The sequence below is a fragment of the Streptomyces sp. NPDC028711 genome (assembly GCF_055565415.1).
Genome location: NZ_JBVHUJ010000001.1, coordinates 117591 through 129035, shown reverse-complemented (window position 1 = coordinate 129035; position 11445 = coordinate 117591). Strand labels below are relative to the sequence as shown.

At 70.2% G+C, this 11445-nt stretch carries 12 protein-coding genes; 9 read left to right on the top strand and 3 right to left on the bottom strand.

The window, feature by feature from the left end; translation table 11 throughout:
• Positions 1 to 178: 178 nt before the first annotated feature.
• The 3 genes from ACZ4VK_RS00620 to ACZ4VK_RS00610 all read left to right on the top strand — a co-directional run bounded on the left by ACZ4VK_RS00620 (position 179) and on the right by ACZ4VK_RS00610 (position 2742).
• Complete coding sequence (locus ACZ4VK_RS00620; protein ID WP_468347010.1) at positions 179 to 1126, top strand: heme o synthase; 948 nt, start codon at positions 179 to 181, stop codon at positions 1124 to 1126.
• A gap of 119 nt (positions 1127 to 1245) precedes the next feature.
• Positions 1246 to 1566: a hypothetical protein gene (locus ACZ4VK_RS00615; RefSeq protein ID WP_360782750.1), complete on the top strand. Its 321-nt coding sequence runs from the start codon at positions 1246 to 1248 to the stop codon at positions 1564 to 1566.
• Positions 1567 to 1641: 75 nt separating this feature from the next.
• Positions 1642 to 2742, top strand: coding sequence for an amidohydrolase family protein (locus ACZ4VK_RS00610; RefSeq protein WP_468347008.1), 1101 nt, complete (start codon positions 1642 to 1644; stop codon positions 2740 to 2742).
• A 33-nt stretch (positions 2743 to 2775) separates the two neighbouring features.
• Here ACZ4VK_RS00610 and ACZ4VK_RS00605 read toward each other — a convergent pair whose 3' ends face one another.
• From ACZ4VK_RS00605 to ACZ4VK_RS00595, 3 genes are all read right to left on the bottom strand, one after another.
• Positions 2776 to 3735 (bottom strand): COX15/CtaA family protein, encoded by a 960-nt coding sequence (locus tag ACZ4VK_RS00605; protein WP_468347006.1) that lies wholly within the window; start codon positions 3733 to 3735, stop codon positions 2776 to 2778.
• A 73-nt stretch (positions 3736 to 3808) separates the two neighbouring features.
• Complete coding sequence (locus tag ACZ4VK_RS00600; RefSeq protein ID WP_468347004.1) at positions 3809 to 4573, bottom strand: ABC transporter permease; 765 nt, start codon at positions 4571 to 4573, stop codon at positions 3809 to 3811.
• Complete coding sequence (locus ACZ4VK_RS00595; protein WP_468347002.1) at positions 4570 to 5514, bottom strand: ABC transporter ATP-binding protein; 945 nt, start codon at positions 5512 to 5514, stop codon at positions 4570 to 4572. The genes ACZ4VK_RS00600 and ACZ4VK_RS00595 overlap by 4 nt, the downstream gene beginning before the upstream one ends.
• Before the next feature lie 180 nt (positions 5515 to 5694).
• On the opposite strand from ACZ4VK_RS00595, the gene ACZ4VK_RS00590 reads away from it, so the two are divergent.
• The 6 genes from ACZ4VK_RS00590 to ACZ4VK_RS00565 all read left to right on the top strand — a co-directional run bounded on the left by ACZ4VK_RS00590 (position 5695) and on the right by ACZ4VK_RS00565 (position 11441).
• Positions 5695 to 6423 carry a helix-turn-helix transcriptional regulator gene (locus ACZ4VK_RS00590; protein WP_468347000.1) on the top strand — a complete coding sequence of 243 codons (729 nt, stop codon included), beginning with the start codon at positions 5695 to 5697 and terminating at the stop codon, positions 6421 to 6423.
• Positions 6420 to 7835, top strand: coding sequence for a Fe-S cluster assembly protein SufB (gene sufB / locus ACZ4VK_RS00585; RefSeq protein WP_329419615.1), 1416 nt, complete (start codon positions 6420 to 6422; stop codon positions 7833 to 7835). The genes ACZ4VK_RS00590 and sufB overlap by 4 nt, the downstream gene beginning before the upstream one ends.
• A gap of 64 nt (positions 7836 to 7899) precedes the next feature.
• The gene (sufD, locus tag ACZ4VK_RS00580; RefSeq protein ID WP_468346998.1) at positions 7900 to 9084 is read left to right on the top strand and encodes a Fe-S cluster assembly protein SufD; all 1185 of its coding nucleotides are present in this window, start codon (positions 7900 to 7902) and stop codon (positions 9082 to 9084) included.
• Positions 9084 to 9401 (top strand): bifunctional 3-phenylpropionate/cinnamic acid dioxygenase ferredoxin subunit, encoded by a 318-nt coding sequence (locus ACZ4VK_RS00575; RefSeq protein ID WP_030692512.1) that lies wholly within the window; start codon positions 9084 to 9086, stop codon positions 9399 to 9401. Before sufD ends, ACZ4VK_RS00575 begins: the two co-directional genes overlap by 1 nt.
• Positions 9402 to 9408: 7 nt before the next feature.
• Positions 9409 to 10176, top strand: a complete 768-nt coding sequence (gene sufC / locus ACZ4VK_RS00570; RefSeq protein ID WP_384143233.1) for a Fe-S cluster assembly ATPase SufC — start codon at positions 9409 to 9411, stop codon at positions 10174 to 10176.
• Positions 10173 to 11441, top strand: a complete 1269-nt coding sequence (locus tag ACZ4VK_RS00565) for a cysteine desulfurase (protein WP_030205922.1) — start codon at positions 10173 to 10175, stop codon at positions 11439 to 11441. Before sufC ends, ACZ4VK_RS00565 begins: the two co-directional genes overlap by 4 nt.
• Positions 11442 to 11445: the final 4 nt, after the last annotated feature.

Genomic DNA, 11445 nt, shown 5'->3' with positions numbered 1-11445 from the left:
CCGCCCGTGTGAGTTCGCCTCCCGGGGCGTGTCCACCCCTTGGGACGTACCCCCTCAACACGACCCCACCCCCGCGAAGATCGGTGTCTGGGCAACGTCTACAGTGGCGTGGTACGCGCAAGCTTCACCCCGCCTTCATCCGGGGGGCTTGCTGGGAATTTCTCTGTCAGGGGTGTGCGTGACGGCCGTCGAGTCCCGACCCGCAGGGGTCGTCTTGACTCCCAGCCCGGGGGGCCATCGGCCGTTCGGGGCCCGTGTCAAGGCATACGTGGCGCTGACCAAGCCGCGGATCATCGAACTGCTGCTCATCACGACCGTCCCGGTGATGTTCCTCGCCGAGCAGGGCGTGCCCGACCTGTGGCTGGTGCTCGTCACCTGCTTCGGCGGATACCTCTCGGCGGGCGGCGCAAACGCCCTGAACATGTACATCGACCGCGACATCGACGCGCTGATGGACCGCACCTCCCAGCGTCCGCTGGTCACCGGCGTGCTGACGCCCCGCGAGGGCCTGGTCTTCGGCCTCACCCTCGCCGTGGTCTCCACGCTCTGGTTCGGCCTGCTCGTCAACTGGCTCTCCGCCGCCCTCTCGCTCGGCGCGCTCCTCTTCTACGTCGTGGTCTACACGATGATCCTGAAGCGGCGGACCGCGCAGAACATCGTCTGGGGCGGCATCGCCGGCTGCCTGCCGGTGCTCATCGGCTGGTCGGCCGTGACGAACTCGATGTCCTGGGCCGCGGTCATCCTCTTCCTCGTCATCTTCTTCTGGACGCCGCCGCACTACTGGCCGCTGTCGATGAAGGTGAAGGACGACTACGCGCGCGCGGGCGTGCCGATGCTGCCCGTCCTCGCCTCCAACAAGGTCGTCGCCAAGCAGATCGTCCTCTACAGCTGGGTGATGGTCGCCGTCTCGCTGCTGCTGACCCCGCTGGGCTACACGGGCTGGTTCTACCTGGCCGTGGCGCTGCTCACCGGTGGCTGGTGGCTCTGGGAGGCGCACGGGCTCCTGGCCCGCGCGAAGGCCGGCGCGACGGGCGCGAAGCTCAAGGAGATGCGCCTCTTCCACTGGTCCATCACCTATGTCTCGCTGCTCTTCGTGGCGGTCGCGGTGGACCCCTTCCTCCGATAGGGCTTTTGTCGGAGACGTACCGCTCAGATGATCTGCTCGGTCCGACGGCCGGGTCACGTGGGATAGGCCACGTGGCCCGGCCGTCGTCACTCGATCTACGCGTCGGTAGCATCGCTGTCATGGCAGAAACGAAGCACGAAGAGCGCAAGGCGGCCAAGCTCGCCAAGGAGATCCGGGCCTTCGCCAAGGAGCACGGCGGCTCCGAGGGGCACCTCGCGCACATCGGCCAGGCGGGCACCCGGATCGTCCTCGTCGGCACCGACGGCGGCTGGGGCGACCTCGTCGCGCCGACGTACGCGATCGCGCAGCAGGCGGCGGAGAAGGCCGGTCTCACCCTCCACGAGGAGTTCGACGGCGAGATCGCCGCGAAGGTCGTCACCGGACCGTACGAGTGGACCCGGATGGCCGGGATCCAGATCGGCGGCCCCTCCAACGGCTGAGGCAACAACCTCGCGTGGGGCTCACCCGTTAGGACCTGTGGAGACGCGACACGTCCACGCAGGGAGCCCCCCGAGATGATCGACATGCCGAGCCTGGTGGACCAGTACTGCCACGGGGTGCTCCGTACGGAGCTCGGCCTCGGCACCTTCGAGGCCCACCTCGGCGCCCAGCTCGGCGGGAGCTCCGCGCCGCCCGCCGCGGGCACCACCTTCTTCGACACCCAGACCGGCTTCGCCGTGCGCCGCTGGTGCCCGCCGCTCCTCGGTCTCGAACCGCACTGCCCGCCAGCCCGGTATCTCGCGCGCCGCCGCGAGCTCGGCGTCGCCGAGGCGGGCCGCCGGCTGCTCCGCGCCTCAGGTATCGCCACCTACCTGGTCGACACCGGGCTCCCCGGCGATCTGACCGGGCCCGCCGAGCTGGCCGCCACGGGCGCGGCCGAGGCCCACGAGATCGTCCGCCTCGAACCCCTCGCCGAACAGGTCGCCGACACCTCGGGCACCGTCGAGGGCTTCCTCGCCAACCTCGCCGAGGCCGTCCACGGGGCAGCCGCCGGCGCCGTGGCCTTCGCCTCCGCGTCGGGCGTGCGCCAGGGGCTCGCGTACGCGTCCGAGCCGCCGGGGCCCGGGGAGGTGCGCGGGGCGGCGGGGCGCTGGCTGGCCGGGCGCCCGGCCGGCGGCAGGCTCACCGACTCCGTCCTGCTGCGCCATCTGCTCTGGGTCGCGGTCACCGCCGGACGCCCCCTCCAGCTGCAGACCGGGGACCGGGACCCGGCCGCGGTCGCCGGTTTCGCCGCCGCCACCACGGGCCTCGGTACCGATCTGGTGCTGCTGCACTCCTATCCGCACCACCGCGCCGCCGCGCGGCTGACCGGCACGCACCCGCATGTGTACGCGGACCTCGGCCCGGTCCTCGCGCACACGGGGGCGCGGGCGGCGGCCGTCCTCGCGGAGGTCCTGGAGCGGGCACCCTTCGGCAAGCTGCTGTTCTCCAGCGGCGCCCACGGGCTGCCCGAGCTGCACGTGGTCGCCGCCGGCGTCTTCCGCTCCGCGCTCACCCGGGTGCTCGGCGAGTGGGTCATGGACGGCGCCTGGACCCGTACGGACGCGCAGCGGGTCGCCACGATGATCGCGGGGGACAACGCACGCCGGGTCTACCGGCTCGCGGGGAGCCGGTAGACCCGGGCGGTCCGTGCCTGTCGGAGCGGAAGGTCAGGCCCTCGCCGGCTCCGGCTCCGCCTGGGCCGGGATGTCGGCGGTGGGCGCCGGGCGCTCGCGCATGCTCAGGGCGAGCCGCAGCACCGCGATCCACATCAGCGAGGAACCGAGCATGTGGACGGCGACGAGCAGCTCGGGGACGCCGGTGAAGTACTGGACGTAGCCGATCGCTCCCTGGGCGAGCAGCACGACGAGCAGGTCGCGGGCGCGTGCCCGGGTGTCGACCGGGGCGTCGACCACGCGGAGGACCAGCCACATCGCGAGCGCCAGGGCGCAGACGACCCAGGCGGCGATGGCGTGGAGGTGGGCGGCGTCCGTCCAGTCCCACGGCATGCGCGGGACCTCGCTGCTGTCACCGGCGTGCTTGCCGGCGCCGGTCACGGTCGTACCGAGCGCGATCAGCAGACTGGAGGAGATCGCGACGGCCCAGGACAGCTTCCGCACCGGGCGCGGCACGCGCGGGCGTGGGGCGGCGTCGCCCTCGGCGGTCCGGTGCCAGGTGATGACCGCCACCGTCAGCAGGGCGTTCGCGGCGAGGAAGTGGCCGGCCACCGTCCACGGGTTGAGGCCCATCCACACCGTGATGCCGCCGAGGACGGCGTTGCTCATCACGATCCAGAACTGCGCCCAGGCCCAGCGGGTCAGGTTCCGGCGCCACGGCTTGGTGGACCGGGCGGCGATGATCGCCCAGCCGACGGCCGCCGACAGGACGTACGTCAGCATCCGGTTGCCGAACTCGATCAGGCCGCGGTAGCCCTGCTCGGGCGTCACGATCAGGCTGTCGTCGGTGCACTTGGGCCAGGTGTCGCAGCCGAGACCGGAACCGGTCAGCCGGACCGCGCCACCCGTGACGATGATGAGGACGCTCATCACGACGGCGGAGAGCGCGGCGCGCCGGAGCGTCCTGGGGGACGGGGTCCAGCGCCTGGCGATGGAGGCGAGGGGGGTCAGCACGGGCCCTATCGTAGGGCGGCGCTTGTGCGCGCTTTCACGAGGGGGGCGTATGTGGCCGAACGGAACCTTCCGGTTACTCCCAGCGGAAGAACCGCGCCGCCGCCCCGAGCCCCAGGACCGCCCAGACCGCCAGGATCAGCGCGTCGCCCCAGGGCATCGCCGCACCCTCCTGGAGGACGTCCCGCAGGCCGTCCGAGAGGGCGGAGATCGGGAGCAGCGCCAGCATGTCGCCCGCCGCGCCGAACCTCTCCAGCGGGACGATGACCCCGCCGCCCACCAGGAGCAGCAGGAAGACCAGGTTGGCGGCGGCCAGGGTGGCCTCGGCCTTCAGCGTGCCGGCCATCAGCAGGCCGAGGCCCGAGAAGGCGGCCGTGCCGAGGACCAGGAGCAGCAGGACGGACGCGGGGTTGCCCCGCGGGGACCAGCCGAGTGCCAGGGCGATCGCCGTCAGGAGGGCGATCTGGAGGACCTCGGTGACCAGGACGGAGAGCGTCTTGGCGGTCATCAGCGCCCAGCGGGGGAGCGGTGAGGCGCCGAGCCGCTTGAGCACCCCGTACCGCCGCTCGAAGCCGGTCGCGATGGCCTGCCCGGTGAAGGCGGTCGACAGGACGGCGAGGGCGAGGACGCCCGGGGCCAGGAAGTCGACGGCCTTGTCGGCTCCGGTGTCGACGATGTCGACCGTCGAGAAGAGCACCAGGAGCAGCGAGGGGATGATCACGGTGAGGAGCAGCTGCTCGCCGTTGCGCAGCAGCATCCGGGTCTCCAGGGCCGTCTGCGCGGCGATCATCCGGCCGACGGGGGCGGCTCCCGGCTTCGGGGAGTAGGTGCCAGTGCTCACGACCGCAGTTCCTTGCCCGTCAGTTCCAGAAACACGTCTTCGAGGGTGTGGCGCTCGACGGAGATGCCGTCGGCCATGACGCCGTGCTGGGCGCACCAGCTGGCGACCGTGGCGAGCAGCTGGGGGTCGACGCCGCCGGTGATCCGGTACGTCCCCGGGAGGGTCTCCGCGGCGGCCGTGCCGTCCGGCAGTGCCTTGAGCAGGGAGCCGAGGTCGAGTCCGGGACGTCCGGTGAAGCGCAGGGTGTTCTCGGCGCCGCCCCGGCACAGCTCCTCGGGACTGCCCTGGGCGGCGACCCGGCCGGCGTCGACGATGGCGACGTCGTCCGCGAGCTCCTCCGCCTCCTGCATGAAGTGCGTGGTGAGGACGGTGGTCACGCCGTCGGCGCGCAGCTCCCGCAGCAGGTCCCAGGTGGCCCGGCGGGCCTGCGGGTCGAGGCCCGCGGTCGGCTCGTCGAGGAAGACGAGCTCGGGGCGGCCGACGACGGCCATGGCGAGCGCGAGGCGCTGCTGCTGGCCGCCGGAGAGCCGCCGGTAGGTCGTACGGCCGCAGGAGCCGAGGCCGAGCCGCTCGATGAGGGCGTCCACGTCCAGGGGGTGGGCGTGGAGCTTCGCCATGTGGCGGAGCATCTCGTCGGCGCGGGCGCCGGAGTAGACGCCGCCGGACTGGAGCATGACGCCGATGCGGGGGCGGAGGGCCGCCGCGTCGGCGACGGGGTCGAGGCCGAGGACGCGGACGGTGCCGGCATCGGGCCTGCGGTAGCCCTCGCAGGTCTCGATGGTGGTGGTCTTCCCGGCCCCGTTGGGGCCCAGGACGGCGGTGACGGTGCCGGAGCGTACGTCGAGATCGAGGCCGTCGACGGCGGTCTTGCCCCCGTACCGCTTGACCAGGCCGCGTACGCGGACGGCACTGACGGTGCCACCGACGGGCGTGTTTCGCATGCCGGGAAGTCTAGAGAGCCTCCGGGGGTCCTCCGGTCGCGGGGCCCGTGGGCGGACCTCATTCGTCCTACGAATGATCATTTCCGCAGGTCAGGTAAGCCTTACCTGAGTGACGCACGGCACCGTCGCCACTTTCGGCGCCGCTTGTCAGTCCGAGATTAATTACGCAACAATGGCGTTGTGAAAAACGTTGGCGCGGCTCCTGTGGAGGAACTCGCGACCCGTGAGCGTTCGACGCGCAACCGGGTCGCGCGGTCGATCCTGGACCACGGTCCCTCGACCGTCGCCGATCTGGCCGGACGGCTCCGCCTCACCCAGGCGGCCGTGCGGCGCCACCTCGACTCACTGGTCGCCGACAAGGTCGTCGAAGCCCGTGAGAAGCGCGTCTACGGGGCACGAGCCCGCGGCCGCCCCGCGAAGATCTTCGCGCTCACCGACTGCGGCCGGGACGCCTTCGACCAGTCGTACGACTCGCTGGCCGTCGAGGCGCTCCGCTGGATCGAGCGGAACGCCGGCGGGGAGGCGGCCGTCGCCGCCTTCGCCCGGGACCGGATCGAGGCCCAGGGCGGCGCCTACCGGGCAGCCGTCGAGGCCGCCGAGCCCGAGCAGAGGACCGAGGCTCTCGCCAAGGCCCTGACGGCGGACGGGTACGCTGCCACTGCGCGGAACGCGCCGGTCGGCGAGCAGCTCTGCCAGCACCACTGCCCGGTCGCCCACGTCGCCGAGCAGTACCCACAGCTGTGCGAGGCGGAGACGGAGTTCTTCTCCCGCCTCCTGGGAACGCACGTCCAGCGTCTGGCCACCATCGCGCATGGTGACGGCGTCTGCACCACGTTCATCCCGCACAGCGCCCCACAGACCACCACCCCATCAGCATCCGTCAGTACCGCCGGGAGGAACCCCGCATGACCACCGAGATCAGCCACCCCGAGCTTGAGGGCCTGGGTCGGTACGAGTACGGCTGGGCCGACTCCGACGCGGCCGGTGCCACCGCCAAGCGTGGCCTCAACGAGGACGTCGTCCGCGACATCTCCTCGAAGAAGAACGAGCCCGAGTGGATGCTGAAGCTGCGTCTCAAGGGTCTGCGGCTCTTCGGCAAGAAGCCCATGCCGACCTGGGGCTCCGACCTCTCCGGCATCGACTTCGACAACATCAAGTACTTCGTGCGGTCCACCGAGAAGCAGGCCGAGTCCTGGGAGGACCTGCCGGAGGACATCAAGAACACGTACGACAAGCTCGGCATCCCCGAGGCCGAGAAGCAGCGCCTCGTCGCCGGTGTCGCCGCCCAGTACGAGTCCGAGGTCGTCTACCACCAGATCCGCGAGGACCTGGAGGAGCAGGGCGTCATCTTCGTCGACACCGACACCGCGCTGAAGGAGCACGAGGAGCTCTTCAAGGAGTACTTCGGCACCGTCATCCCGGTCGGCGACAACAAGTTCGCCTCCCTGAACACGGCCGTGTGGTCCGGCGGCTCGTTCATCTACGTGCCGAAGGGCGTGCACGTCGAGATCCCGCTCCAGGCCTACTTCCGTATCAACACGGAGAACATGGGCCAGTTCGAGCGGACGCTGATCATCGTCGACGAGGACGCCTACGTCCACTACGTCGAGGGCTGCACCGCCCCGATCTACTCCTCGGACTCGCTGCACAGCGCCGTCGTCGAGATCATCGTGAAGAAGGGCGGCCGCTGCCGCTACACGACCATCCAGAACTGGTCGAACAACGTCTACAACCTGGTGACCAAGCGCGCCGTCGCCTACGAGGGCGCCACCATGGAGTGGGTCGACGGCAACATCGGCTCCAAGGTCACCATGAAGTACCCGGCCGTCTACCTGATGGGCGAGCACGCCAAGGGCGAGACCCTGTCCATCGCCTTCGCGGGCGAGGGCCAGCACCAGGACGCCGGCGCCAAGATGGTCCACATGGCCCCGAACACCTCCTCCAACATCGTCTCCAAGTCGGTGGCGCGAGGCGGCGGCCGCACCTCCTACCGCGGTCTCATCGAGATCGGCGAGGGCGCGCCCGGGTCCAAGTCGAACGTGCTCTGCGACGCGCTGCTCGTCGACACGATCTCCCGCTCCGACACGTACCCCTACGTGGACGTGCGCGAGGACGACGTCTCCATGGGCCACGAGGCCACCGTCTCCAAGGTCTCCGAGGACCAGCTCTTCTACCTGATGAGCCGCGGCCTCACCGAGTTCGAGGCCATGGCGATGATCGTCCGCGGCTTCGTCGAGCCCATCGCCAAGGAACTCCCGATGGAGTACGCCCTTGAGCTCAACCGGCTGATCGAGCTGCAGATGGAAGGCGCGGTCGGCTAACAGCCCGCCCGCACCAGCAGCGACCGACTTCGTACGTACGCAGGAAGAGAGCAACACGACAGCCATGGCTGAGGCTCAGCAGAACATCCCGGCGGGTTCCACGACCGCGGGCTCGATCGCGGTGGCCGCCGATTCCACCGTCGCCACGCGCATGAGCGCGCCCCCGTCCTTCGACGTCGCGGACTTCCCCGTCCCGCACGGCCGCGAGGAGGAGTGGCGGTTCACGCCGCTCGAGCGCCTGCGCGGGCTCCACGACGGCACCGCCGTCGCCTCCGGCGAGGGCGTCAGGGTCGACGTCGAGGCCCCCGAGGGCGTCACCGTGGAGACCGTCGGCCGTGACGACGCGCGCCTCGGCAAGGCCGGCACGCCCGTCGACCGGATCGCCGCCCAGGCGTACTCCTCCTTCGAGAAGGCCTCGGTCGTCACCGTCGCCAAGGAGGCCGTCCTCACCGAGCCGATCCGCATCGCGGTGCACGGCCAGGGCGGGGTCGCCTTCGGCCACCAGGTGATCGAGCTCGGCGCCTTCGCCGAGGCCGTCGTGGTCATCGACCACACCGGTGACGCGGTGCTCGCCGCCAACGTCGACTACGTCCTCGGCGACGGCGCCAAGCTGACCGTCGTCTCCGTCCAGGACTGGGACGAGAAGGCCGTCCACGTCGCCCAGCACAACGCGCTGGTCGGCCGCGACGCCTCCTTCAAGTCCGTCGTGGTCACCTTCGGCGGCGACGTCGTCCGCATCCACCCGCGCGTGGCGTACGCGGCCCCCGGCGGCGAGGCCGAGCTCTTCGGCCTGTACTTCACCGACGCCGGGCAGCACCAGGAGCACCGTCTCCTGGTCGACCACAACACCCCGCACTGCAAGTCCAACGTGGCGTACAAGGGCGCGCTGCAGGGCCAGGGCGCGCACGCCGTCTGGATCGGCGACGTGCTCATCCAGGCCGCCGCCGAGGGCACCGACACGTACGAGCTCAACCGGAACCTGGTCCTCACGGACGGCGCCCGGGTCGACTCCGTACCGAACCTGGAGATCGAGACCGGCGAGATCGCCGGCGCCGGTCACGCCTCGGCCACCGGCCGCTTCGACGACGAGCAGCTCTTCTACCTGATGTCCCGCGGCATCCCGGAGGTCGAGGCCCGCCGCCTCGTCGTCCGCGGCTTCTTCGCGGAACTGGTCCAGCAGATCGGTCTGCCGGACGTCCAGGAGCGCCTCCTCGCCAAGATCGAGGCCGAGCTGGAGGCCTCCGTCTGATGGCCTTCGTCCGAGTCTGCGCACTGAGCGAGCTGGAGGCCGACACCCCGAAGCGGGTCGAGGTCGACGGCACGCCGGTGTCGGTCGTGCACACCGAGGGCGAGGTGTACGCGATCAACGACATCTGCTCGCACGCGAACGTCTCCCTCTCGGAGGGCGAGGTCGAGGACTGCGCCATCGAGTGCTGGCTGCACGGGTCGAGCTTCGACCTGCGCACCGGCAAGCCCTCCGGCCTTCCCGCGACGCGCCCCGTCCCCGTATACCCCGTAAAGATCGAAGGGGACGATGTGCTCGTCTCCGTCACCCAGGAGTCCTGAGTCACCCATGGCAACGCTTGAAATCCGCGACCTGCACGTCTCTGTCGAAGCCGAGAACGGCACGAAGGAGATCCTCAAGGGCGTCGACCTGACCGTGAAGCAGGGCGAGACCCACGCCATCATGGGCCCCAACGGCTCAGGCAAGTCGACCCTCGCGTACTCGATCGCGGGGCACCCCAAGTACACGATCACCAGCGGCACCGTCACGCTCGACGGCGAGGACGTCCTGGAGATGTCGGTCGACGAGCGCGCCCGCGCCGGCATGTTCCTGGCCATGCAGTACCCGGTCGAGGTCCCCGGCGTCTCGGTCTCCAACTTCCTGCGCACGTCGGCGACGGCGATCCGCGGCGAGGCCCCCAAGCTGCGCACCTGGGTGAAGGAGGTCAAGTCCGCGATGGAGCAGCTCCAGATGGACCCGGCCTTCGCCGAGCGCAACGTCAACGAGGGCTTCTCCGGCGGCGAGAAGAAGCGCCACGAGATCCTCCAGATGGAGCTCCTCAAGCCGAAGATCGCGATCCTCGACGAGACGGACTCCGGCCTGGACGTCGACGCGCTGCGCCAGGTCTCCGACGGCGTCAACCGCGTCCGTGAGACCGGCGAGGTCGGCACGCTGCTGATCACGCACTACACCCGGATCCTCCGCTACATCAAGCCCGACTTCGTGCACGTCTTCTCCGGCGGCCGCATCGTCGAGTCCGGCGGCGCCGAGCTCGCCGACAAGCTGGAGAACGAGGGCTACGAGGCCTACAGCACGAAGGGTGGCGCATCCGCGTGACATCTGCCCATCAGGGGCTCTCCGGCCTCCTCGACACCGAGGCGATCCGCAAGGACTTCCCGCTCCTGGATCGCGTGGTCCACGACGGCAAGAAGATCGTGTACCTCGACTCCGCGGCGACCTCGCAGAAGCCGCGGCAGGTCCTCGACGCGCTCAACGAGTACTACGAGCGTCACAACGCCAACGTCCACCGCGGCGTCTACACGGTCGCCGAGGAGGCGACGGCGCTGTACGAAGGCGCTCGTGACAAGGTCGCGGCCTTCATCAACGCCCCGAGCCGCGACGAGGTGATCTTCACCAAGAACGCCTCGGAGTCGCTCAACCTGGTGGCCAACATGCTGGGCTGGGCCGACGAGCCCTACCGTGTGGACCACGAGACCGAGATCGCCATCACGGAGATGGAGCACCACTCCAACATCGTGCCGTGGCAGCTGCTCTCGCAGCGCACGGGCGCGAAGCTGAAGTGGTTCGGCCTCACCGACGACGGCCGTCTCGACCTCTCGAACATCGAAGAGGTCATCACCGAGAAGACGAAGATCGTCTCGTTCACGCTGGTCTCGAACCTGCTGGGCACGATCAACCCGGTGGAGACGATCATCCGCCGCGCCCAGGAGGTCGGTGCGCTCGTCTGCATCGACGCCTCCCAGGCCGCGCCGCACATGGTCCTGGACGTGCAGGCGCTCCAGGCCGACTTCGTGGCCTTCACCGGCCACAAGATGGTCGGCCCGACCGGCATCGGCGTGCTGTGGGGACGGCAGGAACTCCTGGAGGACCTGCCGCCCTTCCTCGGTGGCGGCGAGATGATCGAGACCGTCTCGATGCACTCCTCGACGTACGCTCCGGCCCCGCACAAGTTCGAGGCGGGTACGCCCCCGATCGCCCAGGCCGTCGGCCTCGGCGCGGCCGTGGACTACCTGTCGGCGATCGGCATGGAGAACATCGCGCGCCACGAGCACGCGATCACCGAGTACGCGGTCCGGCGCCTCCAGGAGGTGCCCGACCTGCGGATCATCGGCCCCACCACGGCCGAGGACCGCGGCGCGGCGATCTCCTTCACGCTGGGCGACATCCACCCGCACGACGTGGGTCAGGTCCTCGACGAGGAGGGCATCGCGGTCCGGGTCGGCCACCACTGCGCGCGGCCGGTCTGCCTGCGGTACGGAATTCCCGCGACCACGCGAGCGTCGTTCTATCTGTACTCCACGCCGGGCGAGGTCGACGCGCTCGTCGCCGGTCTGGAGCACGTACGGAACTTCTTCGGGTAGGGGA

Excerpts from the sequence above, each read along its gene's own strand:
- ACZ4VK_RS00615 (WP_360782750.1), top strand. The coding sequence starts at position 1,246 with ATGGCAGAAACGAAGCACGAAGAGCGCAAGGCGGCCAAGCTCGCCAAG.
- ACZ4VK_RS00610 (WP_468347008.1), top strand. The coding sequence starts at position 1,642 with ATGATCGACATGCCGAGCCTGGTGGACCAGTACTGCCACGGGGTGCTC.
- ACZ4VK_RS00595 (WP_468347002.1), bottom strand. The coding sequence starts at position 5,514 with ATGCGAAACACGCCCGTCGGTGGCACCGTCAGTGCCGTCCGCGTACGC.
- sufB (WP_329419615.1), top strand. The coding sequence starts at position 6,420 with ATGACCACCGAGATCAGCCACCCCGAGCTTGAGGGCCTGGGTCGGTAC.
- sufD (WP_468346998.1), top strand. The coding sequence starts at position 7,900 with ATGGCTGAGGCTCAGCAGAACATCCCGGCGGGTTCCACGACCGCGGGC.
- ACZ4VK_RS00575 (WP_030692512.1), top strand. The coding sequence starts at position 9,084 with ATGGCCTTCGTCCGAGTCTGCGCACTGAGCGAGCTGGAGGCCGACACC.
- sufC (WP_384143233.1), top strand. The coding sequence starts at position 9,409 with ATGGCAACGCTTGAAATCCGCGACCTGCACGTCTCTGTCGAAGCCGAG.